Source organism: Pustulibacterium marinum (assembly GCF_900116665.1).
GTDB classification, from domain to species: domain Bacteria; phylum Bacteroidota; class Bacteroidia; order Flavobacteriales; family Flavobacteriaceae; genus Pustulibacterium; species Pustulibacterium marinum.
On sequence record NZ_FPBK01000001.1, the window covers coordinates 642,112 to 657,832 of the forward strand.

Consider the following 15,721-nt stretch of genomic DNA (forward strand, 5'->3'; position numbering starts at 1 on the left):
ATTGAAAACCACTCAGTGACCTGCCTTGGTGTATGGTAGTAATGATTCGGCACTTCGGTACACTTTTCAATTCTTTACTTCGTAGTATTGAAAACCACTCAGTGGCCTGTTATGGCGAAGGCGTATTGGTGTTAAAACAACAGCCACTGACTTCCCCTCTTATCAATGGCTGTTGCACTTTTACTAACGGTTTATTTCTACATTTCTAGTTAGTGAGGTAGTGTAGTGTTTTTTCGTAGGTGCTTTGTACTTCGGGGATGGAACGATCCCAGGAGTTGAGTTCGGCAGTGACGGCATCGTTATCTAACTGGCGCAATTGATGCAGGGCCAGGGCCAGGGTTTGTTGCAGGTCATCATCGTCTAAGAAGCGTTTGCCTGCAATGAGTTGAATGGCGACTTCGGGATATTTTCTAAAAAAGGAATCGTTGCGGGCATGGCTGATGCTGCGTATGGCAGCTTTGCATACGGTGGGTTCATCGCTTTGCAACCAATCTACCATAACGGGTAGGGCATGTGCATGGCCTACGGTGCTGCAATAATAATCAAAGGCGCGCACCAGGGCTTCCTGTACCCGTTGGCTGGTATCGGTACTTACTTCTTGCCGAAGTACTTGTAAAGCTCGCGGGTTCTTTACAGCAATACGCCCCAGAAGGCATACGCCCAAACTGCGTATCTGTTCGTTTCGGTAGGTTAAAAATCCATAGGCATAGGCAAAACAATCGGCCGTTGTTTTGTGTTGAAACATGTCTTGTGCGGTCCCTTCAATGGGTTGATACCCCTGGACGCTGTTCTGTAGTTTTGTGATGGTCGCTTTCATAAGGTTTTGTGTTTAGCATTTATACATCTTTTGCTATTACCTCTACTCTTTTAAAGGTACACCATAAACAACCGCCACAACCATCTCTCTCCACTTTTTTAAGTGATATCCCTAAGAAATAGGAAATTATAAAAACCACCTCATTTGTATTTCTAATTAGGCGTTTTTGTCCCTCTGAAAATTTCATTTTGACAAAAAAAATGTGAAACGCCACTCTGTGCAGAAGCTTAATTATAAGTAGGTTATCCTTTGAAAACTAACAAATATCATTGATTACAGTCAAAAGGAAACGTCAAAAATTAAGTAGGCGCATTTTGGGTATCGCTTTTAGCAACAAGGGTCACAAAAAATGGCAAAGTCGTAGTTTGGTCGATACCTTGTCGGTACTTTATCGTGGTTAGTACGTCGTTGCTCTGTGGATGCTCTGTAATTACTTCGGGGAATCGTCGGGGGATTCATAGGGAATCGTCGATGCCCGCTCGGGGTTTGGTCGATAGCTCCTCGGGTGATTGTCGTGAACGTGTCGTGGCAGCCTCGTGGAAACGTCGGCTTTTGTCGTGGAAGGGTCGTGGGAGTGTCGTGAACTTGTCGTGGAGCGGTCGTGAACCGCGATGCTCAAAAAGCTCTTTACACCCTATTTTTTTACATCTTTTTCTTACGAAAAGACGTTGTTGCACTTTTTTAATGCTTCTTTACGTGTGTATATAAACACTGCCTTCTATTGTATTCCGGAACGTTGGCTGTTACCCCTTATTTGATTGTAAGATAGGGAATTGATTTGGGGTTTGCAAGGGGGAATTTGGTTATAGGTTGTTTAGTTTGAAGATTGAAATTGATGAAATCTTAATCTTTGCAGTTTAATGTTCTTGAAAAAAGTAGAAATTAGAGTAACTACTATTTTAAATATTGTCTAGAAGTTTTTTATTCGTTCCCTGCTTCATGAGAATATTAGTCGAGAACTTTTACTATAATTTTATTAGTTGGTTTTTCTAAATACATTTCGTTTTAGTTTTTGCCTAGCACATTATATACCTTTAACATATAATGTATGCCTGTAACAGATTTTAAATATCCTTTAGTTTGATTAAATGTAGAGATATTCCATTATTGTAACGTGTTGATAAATAGGTTTTCATGTCGTGTTTAAACTTGTTAAAGTCACTTGTGTTCCTATATTTTGAACTGTATACCGTATAACACTGTTATTGTTTATTCTAATTCTGGTATTCCCAATTCTTTCAAATATTTATATGTACCATTATAAAATTCGCTTGGCCTTGTTTTATCAAAGTCGGAGCCTTCAGGGACAAAAATTACCATACCCTGACGTGCTCTTGTAAGTAAAACTCTGTATGTATTTTTTAAATAACTTTGATCAATCTCTTTTCTTATGTTTTGCCATTTAGTACCCTTAAAATTTTGATATTTCCAGGACAAATCATCTAAATGAAAATTTGCACCCCAAGCGACACAAGCCCAATCAATCTCAAGACCTTGGATATCAAATTCAGTAGCAATATCCTCCATATAGTATGATGATCTAGTATCTTCATTATCGTTCAGAAACCAATTGGCTGCCTTTATTTCGTTCTTGACATCAATTCCATAAGGTCTTAATCTTCGCGCGCCAGAAGAAGCAATTAATCCGTAGCGCTCCGTTCCTTTTGACATATTCTTTACCCATTGTTTTGCTAACTCTAAATCACGGGTCAACATAATAGGATAATCAAACTTTATCTCTTGGTACAGTTCCTTTGCAGAATCCTTTTTTAAATCTAATAAATCATGAATGAAATCTGAGAGTTTCTCCGAGCGAAATGACCTTACCGAAACGGCTAAATGTAAATCCGTTTGGATATTTGCGTTGATAGTTAACCAATCTTTTAGTTCAGTTTGTTTTAAATAATTTTCATTTTCAGTTATCAAATTTGAATAATGTATTTCCCATTCAGAATAATGTTCTTTTAATGCTATAATCCACTCTTCTAATCCTGCTTCTCCTGTATTAATTTCTTGGCCACCTCCAATCAAGCAGATTATTGTACACCAATCTTTATGACGATTCATTACATTAATTAGGAATTCAGGTTCAGACATGTTAAAGTCCTCAATTCCTTTTTTTCTTTTCATAAATGAACTTGCTTGTTGCATTGTCCATGCTCGTTGAGCTTCATCAAATACAACAACTTTTTCTATTGGAGCTTTTTCAGATAATAAATTATCGTCTCTGAAGTGATGAATATTTTGGATAAAAGCATTTGCTTTTATTGCTGCTTCTTTTTTTGTTTTATTTTCTCCGGTTTCTTTTGCTGTTTGGACTTCATTTCTAGTTAAAGCTTCTCTTAATACATCAACCAGAGGTCCATTTCCAGAAAGAAAAACCGCATGCTCGTTTTCGTCAGCATTCATTCGTTCATTTGCAATGTTTAATCCCGCAAGAGTTTTTCCGGCACCAGGAACTCCGGTAACAAAACAAATTGATTTAGCTTTTGAAGTTTTTGAATACTCTACAATTTCGTTTATACAAGTTGTAGTTTTTGAAAGATTTATTGCTCCCGAATCAGAACGAGTAATTTCTTTTACATCATGTCCTTTATACAGGGCTTGAGCAGCTTCAATAATAGTCGGGGTTGGTTTATAAATAGAGTTTTCCCAAGAAACTATATCAATTGATTTATTATTTTCAGTAATGAAAGAATTTATGACTTCTTGTAAATTTTTCTTATTCGATTTGGCAGCTGTTCTATGTTTAATAATTTCTTGTAATTCATTAATTATAGTTTCTGCATTTGTTGCAACAAGAATTGGAATCAATTTTATACAATGACTTCCTTCATGAAAATTCTTTAGATCAATTGTATAATCAATAACTTGTTCGATTGCATATTTTGCGTACCAACCGTCACCAACTTTAAACTCTATGATAAATGCAGTGTCCTTTACGATGACGATATTATCAACTCTTTTTCCCATTCTTGGGATTGCAAACTCAAAATAGATTTGTCCTTCCAATCCATTTAATTGATCTTTAAGAATTTCAATTTGCTTTTTCCAGGCGTTAGTTTGCAACTCATCTAAACTTCTGTTGCTATGATTCATACTTAATTCTCCGATTATACTGGAAACTGAATCATTTAAAAATTGGTCTATCGTATTTGAGTAATATGCTCTTTTCATTTCATTTTCTTTTGTGTCAATAAGATTCTTGGCATTAGACAAAACCTGTTATAATGGAGATATACTAATGATATTGTGTGCTATTTTTGTCATAAGAGGAATTTCTAATAATCTTATTTTTCCTATAAATCACTTAGTTTATTATCGTTTCCCTTTTACAAATACTTGCGAACGATGCCATGCAAATGCAGCTTGTGATGGATGGTAGGCGGGTTCTTTGGGTAGCAAGAGTTCTGCCCCTTGGAATTGCGAAATGGCATATACCGAGGGTTGTTCGGTAACTACTGGTGAAACTATGACGCGGTAATCGTCATCTACCCCAATCAACCCACGGTCAAACGCGCGGTGTAAGGTGGGCGATAGTGAAAAACCATTCGTCACGGTATCGTCTAAAGAGGTCTTAAAGGGTATGATATGGCAGGCGTCTACCATTTGTATGGGCAAGCCTGTTTGCACCTGCATGCCCGAAATGCAACACCGGTGTTGGTAGAGTTTTGGAATGGTTTTTTTAAATACATCGCTGCGTACATAGCGTTCTATTTGATAAATTTCTTTGGAGGGCTTTTCCTGAAACCATTTCATTTTGGTTTGATAGGTTTCCGCAGGCTCTTGTAACATTTCGTCAGCTAGTTGAGTATAGCGTTTTTCCAAACCTTCTGCATCATAGGCTTGTTTGGTGGCTGGGAAATAGGTAGCCAGTAATACTTCTGTTAGATAAGCTGCATGTACTGGGTTTGTGAGTAGTTGAAACAGGTCTGGGGCTAGCTCTGCATAGCGTACTTCTTCTTCGAGCATTTTGAAGCTTTTGATACTTCGGGAAGTGGTGGTGAGTTTATCCAATCCATTCCAAGTGACCAAATTCCAAAAGTCTCCTTTTTCGTTCTTTAAATGGAAAAAGGGCAATGAGAATGTGGGAATATGTGCTGTGATGACCAAAGCCTCCCAATTAGTTTGAAAAGCCGTGACCAACTCTGGACTCACATATACTTTTGGACTGCGGATGCTGCCATTTTGGATCAATTGAATGACCGAAAGCAATAGTACCGGTTTGTGGGGTGCTTTTCCTAATCCTTTGCTGTAACCTTGTTTTAGGGTCTGAAAGTATTTGGTGTATTTGGCTAGTTGTTGGTTCAAAGTTTCGTTGTAGTAGTGCCTAAATATACAACAAAACCTCACATCATATCATAAAACAGTTGTAATTCAAGGCGGCGTATTTCTTTTTTTTGTCATTACATGCTTTCTGTGTCTCTTTTTTTAAAAAATATAATTAACTGATTATTAGCTGATTAATTTATGTAAAACCACTATACATAACACTTCCATTACAGTTGCGGACACTTGTGTTTTGGTAAAGTGTTGTTTTACTGTATTTTAGTTAAAATAAAGCGGACACTTGTGTTGTTTTCTGTTAGTGTTCTGTGTTCATCCTGTAAGCTTTCTGTAAGCAATCCCTATGCTTTCTCTTAGTTGGCTCTTAGGTTTTCTAAGTATGGTCTGTGCATGCTTTTACCAAGGTTCTGTCTACCTTCCTTCAACCTTCTTTTGATCTTTTGGTAGTGCCTGTAACTTTTGGGTTATTGCTGTACGTAGAAAGCTGATAACATTCAACTAAAACCGTATCTTTGCCCCAAAGCAATTACATATGAGTCATAAAGCAGGATTTGTAAACATCATAGGAAACCCAAACGTGGGGAAATCTACCTTGATGAATGCCTTTATAGGCGAGAAGTTGAGCATTATTACTTCCAAAGCACAAACTACCCGCCACCGTATTTTGGGGATTGTGAATGGAGACGATTTTCAGGTGGTATTGTCTGATACTCCGGGAATCATTAAACCTGCCTATGAGCTGCAATCTTCTATGATGGACTTTGTAAAGAGTGCTTTTGAAGATGCCGATGTGTTGCTATACATGGTGGAGATAGGCGAGAAGGAACTGAAAGATGAGGCTTTTTTCAAAAAGATCAACAAGGCTAAGATTCCTGTATTGCTGTTATTGAATAAGATAGATACCACTTCGCAGGAACAATTGGAGGAGCAAATGCTTTATTGGAAAGAAAAAGTACCGAAAGCAGAAGTATATCCTATTTCGGCATTGGAGAACTTTAATGTTCCGGAAGTGTTTGATCGTATTTTATCGTTGTTACCAGCTTCGCCTCCCTTTTACCCAAAAGATCAGCTAACGGATAAGCCAGAGCGTTTTTTTGTGAATGAAAACATTCGCGAAAAGATTTTGGTGAACTACAAGAAGGAAATTCCGTATGCGGTAGAAGTAGATACTGAGGAGTTTTTTGAGAGTGAAGAGATCATTCGTATTCGTTCTGTGATCATGGTAGAGCGTGAAACTCAAAAGGGAATCATTATTGGTCATAAAGGAGAAGCGATTAAGCGTGTAGGGATGCAAGCGCGTGCTGACCTGGAGAAATTCTTTGGTAAACAAATACATATTGAGCTTTATGTAAAAGTGAATAAAGATTGGCGTAGCAATGCAAATCAGCTTAAGCGTTTTGGGTACAATCAGAAGTAAGTTTGAAGTGTTTTGAATTATTCAACAGCTTCGACTCCGCTCAGCCTGACACCGGGTTTTTAGTTATAATTGGCTTCGATTACTTCGTAAGGTATCTTCGATTAAAATGTATTTTACTCTCGATAATGCTCAGCCTGACACCGGGATTTTAGTAGTTATGGGGCTTCGACTCCGCTCAGCCTGACACCGAGATTTTAATTATGATTGGCTTCGGTTACTTCGTAATGTATCTTCGATTAAAATGTATTTTACTCTCGATAATGCTCAGCCTGACATGGTGGTAGAGGTATGATTTTTCGTTGTGATTGGCTTCGACTCCGCTCAGCCTGACACTGGGTTTTTCGTTGTTGAGCAGCTTCGACTCCGCTCAGCCTGACACTGGGTTTTTAGTTGTTATTGGGCTTCGACTCTGCTCAGCCTGACATGGTAGAATATATTGTCAGTTCGAGCGTAGTCGAGAACAAAACTTTTAATTGACTCGTGTTGTATAATTTATAATGAATATATTTTTAGTACCTTAAGCTGAAAATGAGCGATGAAATTCTATAACGTTTACATACTACTCTGTGCGGATGGCTCTTATTATACGGGAATCACCTCTGATGTAGAAAAACGTTTGATAGATCATAACTCAGGAAGAAAGCCAAATGCTTATACTTATAATAGAAGACCTGTGGAGCTTGTTTGGAGTCAATCCTTTACAGAACCTGTACAAGCTATACTATTTGAGAAGAAAATAAAGAAGTGGAGTAGAGCAAAGAAAGAGGCCTTGATTAATGGTGCTTATGAAATGCTTTCAGAACTTTCCGAATGCAAAAATATCTCACATTATATGAATCATATCGGCCATAAGAAAAAGGATGGTTAATGGAGTTGAGAGGTTTAAGATTGGTATTTGAACTATTAAATGGCTTCGACTCTGCTCTGCTTGACATGGTGGTATAATTTTGATTTTTAGTTGTTTAGTAGCTTCGACTCTGCTCAGCCTGACACCGGGATTTTAGTTATGATTGGCTTCGGTTACTTCGTAAGGTATCTTCGATTAAAATGTATTTTACTCTCGATAATGCTCAGCGTGACACTGGGATTTTAGTAGTTATGGGGCTTCGACTCCGCTCAGCCTGACATAGTGGTAGAGGTATATCTTTTACTCTCGATAATACTCAGCCTGACATGGTAGAATGTATTGTCAGTTCGAGCGTAGTCGAGAACCTTTAGATTTCTACATAAAATACATAAAAAAAGCCCGGTATGTACCGGGCTTTTTTTATAAATCAACTATGGACTTAGAATGATTCATAATCAAATTTTTGTCCGCCTACGGAAGCATCGGCCATCAAACCACCTTTTGGCATTGCAAATACGGCAACACCATCTTTATACTTCGCATTCACTGCTTTTCCAGACTTTACGGCAACCGCTGAAGCCTCGGCAGAAAATTGGAAGTTTCCTTTCATAAAATCTTTGAGGTCCCCTTCTGTCTCAAAGAAAATTACTTCGGTAATGGCTTGACCACCTGCTTGTAGACCTACGTTAATTTTTTTTAGATCGGCCATTCCAATAGCAACACCATCATCATACACTACACCGTTTCCGGTAGCACCTCCAATAATGAAACCGCCTTTCCCTACATTGGGAAAAATCACATATCCGGCTGCATCATCAAAGAAACTTTCCAGTCCGGCATCTTTTGCCATGAGTGTCGTTTTTGCCTTTGCGGCATCTTTCATGATTTTTTGATCTTTACTTGTTTGTGCCACGGCATTTGCAGTAAACAAACATACCAGAGCACTGGCCAATACAGTTTTTAATTTTTTCATAACAATTCTTTTTTTTATAGTTCTTTTTCTTTCTTTTTCTACTACGAATGTACAATGTAACTCGTGCGCCGGCTGTTAAAGGTGCGTTATTAATCGTCAATAAAATGTTAGAAAGCCATGCGCCTACCATCGCTTTCCACTTTAATCAACTACATTTGGATTTGCAATATCTATAGCATGGGACAATATATAAGTGTGATCTTGTTTGCAGCCTTGGTGCTGTTTTTTTGGAACAAAAGAAAGAAGAAAAAGAAAGTGGAAGCTTTTCCAAAGAAGTGGGAGCCGTACATTCAGCATTCGGTTTTCTACAAGCGTCTTCCTACAGAGGAAAAGCAACAGTTTAAGAACCGCATCATGAAGTTTTTAACCGAAGTCTATATAGAAGGCGTACAGACCGAAGTTACCGACGAAGATAAAGTATTGGTAGCTGCCGCAGCCGTGATTCCCACCATGGGGTTTGAAGCATGGTACTATCCCAATTTGAGTTCGGTATTGTTATATCCCGCGTCTTTTAATAAAGAATTTGACTTTAACAAAGAAGACAAGGAGCGCGTGATCATGGGGATGGTAGGCAATGGCCGTTTGAAGAATACCATGATTTTATCTAAAAAAGCATTGCACCATGGGTTTGATAACGAATCTGATAAACTGAATACAGGGATTCATGAGTTTGTGCATTTAATAGATGGGGTAGATGGTGCTGTGGATGGCGTACCGGAGCAGTTGTTACAAGAACCCAATACGCTGCCGTGGTTAAAACTGATGCACGATACCATGGAAGAAATTAATAAGAACCAATCTGATATACGCAAGTACGGAGGTACATCACAACAGGAATTTTTTGCGGTGGCTTCGGAGTATTTTTTTAGCAGGCCCAAGTTGATGCAGCGAAAGCATCCGGAATTGTATGCTATGCTAGAAAAGTGTTTCCGTCAAGATCCATCGGATTCAACCCGACTTTAATCCTTGAAAAACTGAAAATTACAGTCTTCGGGGTCGCTAACTATTTTATCATAAGAATCTAAACACTACCTTTGCACATAATTTTTAGAAGCACATGAGTAGAATTGTAGCTATAGTTGGTAGGCCCAATGTAGGGAAGTCCACTTTGTTTAACCGTTTGATTAAGCGAAGAGAGGCTATTGTAGACGCTGTAAGCGGGGTTACCAGAGACCGTCACTACGGAAGATCGGATTGGAATGGTCGTGAATTTTCATTGATCGATACCGGTGGATACGTTGTGGGTAGCGATGATATTTTTGAACAAGAAATAGATAAACAAGTAGAGTTAGCTATTGATGAAGCAGACATTCTTGTTTTTGTTGTAGATGTAGAAACCGGAGTTACCGGAATGGACGAGGATGTAGCCAATTTGCTACGCCGCTCTGACAAACCTGTTTTTCTAGTAGTAAATAAAGTAGATACTGCCATGCGCGAAGCAAACGCAGTAGAGTTTTATAGTTTGGGGTTAGGCGAATATTACACCATTTCCAGTATTAACGGTAGTGGTACCGGAGAATTGCTAGATGCTGTAGTAGAAGCCTTGCCAGAAGATGAAGAGGAAGAAGTAAGCGAGTTACCGCGTTTTGCCGTTGTAGGAAGACCTAATGCCGGAAAATCATCTTTTATCAATGCCTTAATTGGAGAAGACAGGTATATAGTTACCGATATTGCAGGAACAACGCGTGATAGTAACGATACCCGTTACAACCGTTTTGGTTTTGAATTCAACCTTGTAGATACAGCCGGGATAAGAAGAAAAGCCAAAGTTAAAGAAGATCTAGAGTTTTACTCTGTTATGCGTTCGGTACGTGCCATAGAACATTCAGATGTATGTTTGTTGGTGTTAGATGCCACTCGTGGATTTGAAGGACAGGATGTAAATATCTTTTGGTTGGCACAGCGTAACCGTAAAGGCGTGGTGATTTTGGTAAACAAATGGGATTTGATAGAGAAAGATACCAATTCTGCAAAAGCATTTACCCAAGCCATAGAACGCGAAATAGCACCGTTTACCGATGTGCCAATTATTTATATGTCTGCTTTGACCAAGCAACGTATTTATAAAGCTATTGAAACAGCAGTAGAGGTATATGAGAATCGTAGCAAACGCATTAAAACCAGCGTGCTTAACGAAACCATGTTGCCTATCATAGAAAATACGCCGCCACCGGCAACCAAAGGGAAGTTTATAAAGATCAAATATTGTATGCAGTTGCCTACACCAATGCCACAGTTTGTATTCTTTGCCAACTTACCACAATACGTTAAAGATCCGTACAAGCGATTTATAGAAAATCAGTTACGCGATCACTTTGGTTTTACCGGAGTGCCTATTGATGTTTATTTTAGAAAGAAATAAGATTTATTCCTATACATACTACCTAGAAGGAAGCTATTATTAGCTTCCTTTTTTCATTTTATGCATTAGAATTATTAGGTACTCTTTAAACCTTTTTCCTAGAAGACAGTCTAAGCTTTTGATGCTATATTTTTTGTAGCATTCATCATTATATGAGTGGGGAGACTTTTAAAGAAAATGGTGTTTCTTTTTTGTTAAAATAATACTAAAGTAAAGCTATTAACGTTTTTACACTGAAAAGTTGATTACTTTTCTTGCAAGTTATTCATTCATCAACTAAAAACTAACAATCAACCAATCATGAAGAAAAATGTGCTGTTTTTCTTGCTCTGTGCTTTTTGTATGGCTATAGGGCAAGCACAAGACTATACGGTCTCGGGAACCGTAAAAGACGAATTTGACAACACACTAGAATCTGCCACTGTATTTGTGGAAACCATTGCCGATAGTACCTTAATCAACTATACGGTTACCAATCAAAATGGTGTCTTTGAGCTAGAATTTAAAACCAAAAAGCCCAAAGCCAGAGTTGTAATCACCTATAATGGTTATCAAACCTACCGAAAAGAATTAACCCTTACCAAAGAAACTTTTGCCTTGGGAACCGTCTCAATGCAGCCTTATGCTATGGAGCTGGAAGGAGTAAGTGTCGTGGGAGAAAGTGCTCCTATTACCGTAAAGGCAGATACGCTGGAGTTTAATGCAAGCTCTTTTAAAGTAGCGCCAGATTCCAATGTAGAACAGATGCTGAAACAACTGCCTGGTGTAGATGTAAAGCCAGACGGAACCATTACGGTGAACGGAAAAGAGGTTAACAACATTCTGGTAAACGGAAAACCGTTTTTTGGAAGCGATGGTAAAATAGCAACGCAAAATTTACCGGCAGAATTGATAGAAAAGATTCAGGTAACCAATACCAAAACAGACGAAGAAGAACTTTCCGGTGATAAAGCAAGTGGCGATAACAAGACCATAAACCTTACCATAGCCGAAGATAAAAACAAAGGCTTGTTTGGAAAAGCCATGGCTGGGTATGGTACCGACGATAGGTATGAGTCTAGCTTACTGTTCAATACCTTTAAAGGCGACCGAAAAATAAGTGTATTAGCTTCCTCTAACAATATCAATTCTGTAGGTTTTTCTATGGATGAAGTATTTGATAATATGGGTGGTGGACGAAATTCATGGGATACTTTTGATGAGTTACAGTCGGCTACAAGGTATGGTATTACCCAATCCAATATGATAGGATTCAATTATGCAGACAGCTTTCTGGATGAAAAAATAGAACCTAATTTAACGTACTATTTTACAGAAACGAATACTGATAATGATAACGTAACCAGTACCGAAAACTTTCAGCCGGACCGCACTACCTTTACCAACTCAAACAGTGTTACCGATAATTACAGCAGAACACACACCGTGAGTGGAGACCGAACTACCATAAAAATTGACTCTACCTTAACCATTCGTGTCAACCCGAATTTTAAGCAGAGTACCAATGTAAACAATTATACCCAGGCAGAAGCAACTACCGATGAAGAAGGAGCCTTGTTAAATGATAGTCAGTCAAAATCTGTCACCAACAAGGAAAGTACTTCATTTGAAAATCGTTTGTATCTCTTTAAAAAGTTGGCGAAGAAGGGGAGAGGCTACAATGTGAGTTTTAACAATACGAACAGCCGTTCCAATACCGATTTGAATACCCAATCGGAAACCAACTTTTATGAAACTGGTGATCCTTCGGATATACGAGATCAAAATAGATTTACCAGAAATACCACAGATGAATACCGATTGAGCGCAGGATTCCGTGAACCGTTAACAGATTCGTTACGATTGAATATTGATGCGACGTACAAATACACCAATGATTTGGATCAACGAAATACTTTTGATTTTGATGGTACGGCCTATACAGATCTCAATGCAGAACAGTCTTATTATTACGATTCTAAAACCAATACTTTTTCTCCAGAGGCAGGATTGAGTGTTCAGAAAAAAAATCTATGGTTAAGTTTAGATTTGGGAGCAGATATCATTGATTTTAAAAACAGATCGGTCTATGTGGGAGCAACTACAGAACTAAATCAATCTTACGTATTTCCAACCGTAAGTGCAAGAGGGCGTATTCAAATAGGGAAATCGAAGTCTATTTATATGAATTATAACTACGACGTAAGCTTGCCTTCTGCTCAACAGCTTTTGCCGGTAGCCAATTTATCCAATCCATTGAGTACCATTATTGGTAATCCAGACTTAGATCCTACTCGAAATAATAACTTGTATTTCAACTTTAATAATTTTGATTTCTCCACACGTACCGGATTGTTTATTTGGGGAGGAGGAAGTACTACCAATAATCAGGTAGTTTCTTCAACCACTTATGACGATGCCAACAAAGCGACGACTACCTATGAGAATTTAGATGATGTGTATTCTGGATTTGGAGGTTTTAGTTATAGTAAGTCATTTAAAGGAGAAAACGGAAATTCTTTACGATACCGTGCCAGTATAGATGCTAATTATAGTAAAAGTAAAGGTTTGACCAATGCAGAGTTGTACGAGTCAGACCGATGGACGTTAAGTCCGGGTGTATCGGTAACCTATGAAATTCCGGAACTAGTGACCATAGAACCAAGCTATCGTTTGAATTATTATGATACCAAATATGATAATTACGTTATAGATGCTACCAGCAATGTAACCCACACCGCCAACGTGCAAACTACTTTGTACTGGCCAAAGAACGTAGTTTGGGGTAATGATTTTGGATACACCTATAATTCTAATATTGCTGATGGTTTCCGTAAAGACTTTTATTTATGGAACATGAGTTTAGGGTACAATTTTTACAAAGACAGATTTTTAGCGAAAGTAAAAGTATATGATTTATTAGATCAAAACTTAAGCGCTACCAGAACCATTACGCCTACCGCTATTGTAGATGAACAGAATACGGTTTTAAAGCGTTATGTAATGTTCTCTTTAACGTATAATCTAGAAATGTTTGGCGGTCAGAAGAAGAAAGAGCGCCACTTTATGAGATTCTAAAAAGACTTCTATAAATTGCTATAGAGATTTTAATTTTGAACCGAAAAAGCCATGCAAATGCATGGCTTTTTTATATCGTATATTTTGGAGTATTGTTATTTGTTTACCAGCTACCACCGGCGCCTCCACCAGAGAAACCACCGCCGCCAAAGCCGCCTCCGAAGCCTCCGCCTCCAAAGCCTCCGCTGCTTCCACCACCAAAGCCACCTCCGCCATAGTTTCCACCACGGCCCAAGCTGCTTAGAATGATAAAATCGGTAAGGTCAAAACCACCTCTTCGGCCACCTCGACCTCCGCCACCGCCTCTACGGTTTCTGAAGATAAGCATTATAATAATGATGAATATAACAATGACCACCAAGGGAGCAGCAGAACCTCCACTTCTTTTACGTGTACCTTTGAAAGTGCCTTGTAATACTTCAAAAATAGCATCGGTACCTTTGTCTAAGCCTGCGTAGTAATCGCCTCGTTTAAATTCTGGAATAATGATATTTCTAATGATTTCTCCATTGATTCCGGCAGTTAGTTTTTCTTCCGCTTCGTAACCAGGAGCTATCCAGATTTCGTGTTCTTTTTCTGCCAAAAGAATTACAACACCGTTATCTTTTCCTTTTTGACCAATACCCCATTGTTGTCCCCATTTTGGAGCTAGCAATCCTATGTTTTCGCCATTAAGACTTTTAATAGAAATGAAAACAATTTGTGTTGAGGTAGTGTCTGAGTAACGTACTAATTTATTCTCTAATGCATTCTTTTGTCCTTTTGATAAAACTTCAGCATAATCATATACACTGGTTTCTTTAGAGGGTTTTTCTGGGATCTCAAATTGTGCAGATACTACACAAGTAATGAGCAATGCAATTAAGGTAAAGTACTGTTTAAAATTTATTTGTTGTAACATATTAGCCTTTAGAAATTTCATCTGGTAATTCATTTACATCATCGTCTTGGTAAGGGAAATGCGCTTTTAGTTGCTCGCCTGCTTTTAAAATTCCGTCTACCAAACCTTGTTTAAAATTACCTTGTTTAAATTGGTTGATGATTTCATCTTTGGTGCTGTCCCAGAAGTTATCTGGCACAACATCATTGATACCTTTATCACCGCAAATGACAAAAGTTCTTTTCTCTACAGCGACGTAGATAAGCACTCCGTTTTGTAATTCAGTCTTGTGCATTTCCAACATTTGAAAAACTTCTAAGGCACGGTCAAAATCATCTTTATCGGTTCCTTTTTCAATATGTACCCGAATTTCGCCACTGGTATTGGTTTCGGCCGTTTTAATGGCAGCTACAATAGCGGTTTCGTCTTCCTTACTTAAAAAATCTTTTATAGAAGGCATAGTGTGCTGTTTTAGAAGTTAAAATCTACATCTGGAGCTTTCTCTGCACCTTCATCTGATTTGAAGAATGGTTTTTTCTCATAACCCGACAAGAACCAGCTGTTCGGTATTTTTTGAATGTATACGTTGTATTCTTTTACCGCTGTGTTGTAACGCGTTCTGGCTGTTTGAATGGTGTTTTCGGTACTCGTTAATTCATCTTGAAGCTTTAAGAAGTTCTGATTTGCTTTCAACTCCGGATAACGCTCTACCGATACCAATAACCTTGATAAAGCTGAAGATACACCCGATTGTGCTTTCTGAAATTGTTCTATTTGTGCAGCATTTAAGTTGGAAGCATCTACATTTACCGAAGTTGCTTTGGAACGAGCTTCGATCACTTCTTTCAAAGTGTTTCTCTCAAAATCAGCAGCCCCTTGAACCGTCTTAACCAAGTTGCCAATAAGGTCGTTTCTACGCTGGTATGATGTTTCTACATTTCCCCAAGCTTGTTCAACAGTTTGATCTCTTTCCAAGGCTGTATTTGGGATTGACACAAATCCTCGGAAAACAAAAATTCCGATGATAAGTACCAAAATTCCAATAATGATGAGTCCAATAGTTCCTTTTTTCATTTCTTTT

The 15,721-nt window shown here is 38.3% G+C and carries 13 protein-coding genes; 5 read left to right on the top strand and 8 right to left on the bottom strand.

The genetic code is table 11. The features are described from left to right. Positions 1 to 205 precede the first annotated feature (205 nt). The 4 genes from BM383_RS02850 to BM383_RS02860 form a co-directional block, all read right to left on the bottom strand. A complete protein-coding gene (locus BM383_RS02850; RefSeq protein WP_143106332.1) occupies positions 206 to 817 on the bottom strand; it encodes a HEAT repeat domain-containing protein in 612 nt (203 codons plus the stop codon). Between the two features lie 19 nt (positions 818 to 836). After that, entirely contained in the window at positions 837 to 1,004 is a 168-nt protein-coding gene (locus BM383_RS18915) for a hypothetical protein (protein ID WP_218157908.1), read from the bottom strand. A gap of 1,022 nt (positions 1,005 to 2,026) precedes the next feature. Then, entirely contained in the window at positions 2,027 to 3,994 is a 1,968-nt protein-coding gene (locus BM383_RS02855) for a DUF2075 domain-containing protein (protein WP_093023432.1), read from the bottom strand. Between the two features lie 141 nt (positions 3,995 to 4,135). Further along, positions 4,136 to 5,128 (bottom strand): HNH endonuclease, encoded by a 993-nt coding sequence (locus tag BM383_RS02860; RefSeq protein ID WP_093022749.1) that lies wholly within the window; start codon positions 5,126 to 5,128, stop codon positions 4,136 to 4,138. A gap of 508 nt (positions 5,129 to 5,636) precedes the next feature. Here BM383_RS02860 and era point away from each other — a divergent pair. Continuing rightward, complete coding sequence (gene era, locus BM383_RS02865) at positions 5,637 to 6,521, top strand: GTPase Era (RefSeq protein WP_093022752.1); 885 nt, start codon at positions 5,637 to 5,639, stop codon at positions 6,519 to 6,521. 535 nt (positions 6,522 to 7,056) lie between these two features. Further along, positions 7,057 to 7,389, top strand: a complete 333-nt coding sequence (locus BM383_RS02870; RefSeq protein WP_093022755.1) for a GIY-YIG nuclease family protein — start codon at positions 7,057 to 7,059, stop codon at positions 7,387 to 7,389. Between the two features lie 418 nt (positions 7,390 to 7,807). Here the strand turns inward: BM383_RS02870 and BM383_RS02875 are convergent, their stop codons facing one another. Then, a complete protein-coding gene (locus tag BM383_RS02875; protein WP_093022758.1) occupies positions 7,808 to 8,341 on the bottom strand; it encodes a lipid-binding SYLF domain-containing protein in 534 nt (177 codons plus the stop codon). 177 nt (positions 8,342 to 8,518) lie between these two features. Between BM383_RS02875 and BM383_RS02880 the strand changes: the two genes are divergently transcribed. The 3 genes from BM383_RS02880 (at position 8,519) to BM383_RS02890 (ending at position 13,760) form a co-directional block, all read left to right on the top strand. Beyond that, positions 8,519 to 9,304 (top strand): M90 family metallopeptidase, encoded by a 786-nt coding sequence (locus BM383_RS02880; RefSeq protein ID WP_093022761.1) that lies wholly within the window; start codon positions 8,519 to 8,521, stop codon positions 9,302 to 9,304. Between the two features lie 94 nt (positions 9,305 to 9,398). Beyond that, a complete protein-coding gene (gene der, locus BM383_RS02885; RefSeq protein WP_093022764.1) occupies positions 9,399 to 10,703 on the top strand; it encodes a ribosome biogenesis GTPase Der in 1,305 nt (434 codons plus the stop codon). Positions 10,704 to 11,003: 300 nt separating this feature from the next. After that, on the top strand, positions 11,004 to 13,760 hold the full coding sequence (locus tag BM383_RS02890) for an outer membrane beta-barrel protein (protein ID WP_093022767.1): 2,757 nt from the start codon (positions 11,004 to 11,006) through the stop codon (positions 13,758 to 13,760). A 103-nt stretch (positions 13,761 to 13,863) separates the two neighbouring features. Here BM383_RS02890 and BM383_RS02895 read toward each other — a convergent pair whose 3' ends face one another. From BM383_RS02895 to BM383_RS02905, 3 genes are read right to left on the bottom strand one after another with little or no spacing between them, the layout of a single operon-like run. Further along, positions 13,864 to 14,682, bottom strand: a complete 819-nt coding sequence (locus BM383_RS02895) for a TPM domain-containing protein (protein ID WP_394331568.1) — start codon at positions 14,680 to 14,682, stop codon at positions 13,864 to 13,866. Next, on the bottom strand, positions 14,663 to 15,100 hold the full coding sequence (locus tag BM383_RS02900; protein ID WP_093022771.1) for a TPM domain-containing protein: 438 nt from the start codon (positions 15,098 to 15,100) through the stop codon (positions 14,663 to 14,665). The genes BM383_RS02895 and BM383_RS02900 overlap by 20 nt, the downstream gene beginning before the upstream one ends. Positions 15,101 to 15,111: 11 nt before the next feature. Continuing rightward, positions 15,112 to 15,714 carry a LemA family protein gene (locus BM383_RS02905; RefSeq protein WP_093022774.1) on the bottom strand — a complete coding sequence of 201 codons (603 nt, stop codon included), beginning with the start codon at positions 15,712 to 15,714 and terminating at the stop codon, positions 15,112 to 15,114. Between the last annotated feature and the right edge of the window lie 7 nt (positions 15,715 to 15,721).

Excerpts from the sequence above, each read along its gene's own strand:
- BM383_RS02875 (WP_093022758.1), bottom strand. The coding sequence starts at position 8,341 with ATGAAAAAATTAAAAACTGTATTGGCCAGTGCTCTGGTATGTTTGTTT.
- BM383_RS02855 (WP_093023432.1), bottom strand. The coding sequence starts at position 3,994 with ATGAAAAGAGCATATTACTCAAATACGATAGACCAATTTTTAAATGAT.
- BM383_RS02890 (WP_093022767.1), top strand. The coding sequence starts at position 11,004 with ATGAAGAAAAATGTGCTGTTTTTCTTGCTCTGTGCTTTTTGTATGGCT.
- BM383_RS02850 (WP_143106332.1), bottom strand. The coding sequence starts at position 817 with ATGAAAGCGACCATCACAAAACTACAGAACAGCGTCCAGGGGTATCAA.
- BM383_RS02880 (WP_093022761.1), top strand. The coding sequence starts at position 8,519 with ATGGGACAATATATAAGTGTGATCTTGTTTGCAGCCTTGGTGCTGTTT.
- BM383_RS02895 (WP_394331568.1), bottom strand. The coding sequence starts at position 14,682 with ATGAAATTTCTAAAGGCTAATATGTTACAACAAATAAATTTTAAACAG.
- BM383_RS18915 (WP_218157908.1), bottom strand. The coding sequence starts at position 1,004 with ATGAAATTTTCAGAGGGACAAAAACGCCTAATTAGAAATACAAATGAG.
- era (WP_093022752.1), top strand. The coding sequence starts at position 5,637 with ATGAGTCATAAAGCAGGATTTGTAAACATCATAGGAAACCCAAACGTG.
- BM383_RS02870 (WP_093022755.1), top strand. The coding sequence starts at position 7,057 with ATGAAATTCTATAACGTTTACATACTACTCTGTGCGGATGGCTCTTAT.
- der (WP_093022764.1), top strand. The coding sequence starts at position 9,399 with ATGAGTAGAATTGTAGCTATAGTTGGTAGGCCCAATGTAGGGAAGTCC.
- BM383_RS02905 (WP_093022774.1), bottom strand. The coding sequence starts at position 15,714 with ATGAAAAAAGGAACTATTGGACTCATCATTATTGGAATTTTGGTACTT.
- BM383_RS02900 (WP_093022771.1), bottom strand. The coding sequence starts at position 15,100 with ATGCCTTCTATAAAAGATTTTTTAAGTAAGGAAGACGAAACCGCTATT.